1 protein-coding gene is annotated in these 261 nt (G+C 68.2%); it reads left to right on the top strand.

The window, feature by feature from the left end:
- On the top strand, positions 1 to 261 hold a 261-nt coding region (locus QSK17_RS35925; RefSeq protein WP_285711162.1), incomplete at both ends, for a zinc ribbon domain-containing protein.

The following is a 261-nucleotide window of genomic DNA, read 5'->3' as shown; positions in this document are numbered from 1 at the left end:
AGGCGTGGGGTCGCACAGTCACCCTGCTGGAGTACAAAACCCGTGATCGCGGCGGGCTGGTGGTGAAGGTTCCCGCCCCGGGCACGTCGCAGACCTGCCACCAGTGCGGGCACCGTGACGCTGCCTCCCGTGACGGCACTCGGTTCTCGTGCGTCAACCCCGCGTGCGGGTGGACCGGCCACGCTGACACCAACGCCGCGATCAATATCAGCAACGCCGCAGGAACTGTGGTGTCAGGACGTGGAGACCTCGGGGCTGCCC

This window comes from Microtetraspora sp. NBRC 16547 (assembly GCF_030268965.1).
GTDB lineage: Bacteria > Actinomycetota > Actinomycetes > Streptosporangiales > Streptosporangiaceae > Microtetraspora.
This window is presented reverse-complemented; position numbering and strand designations above follow the sequence as displayed.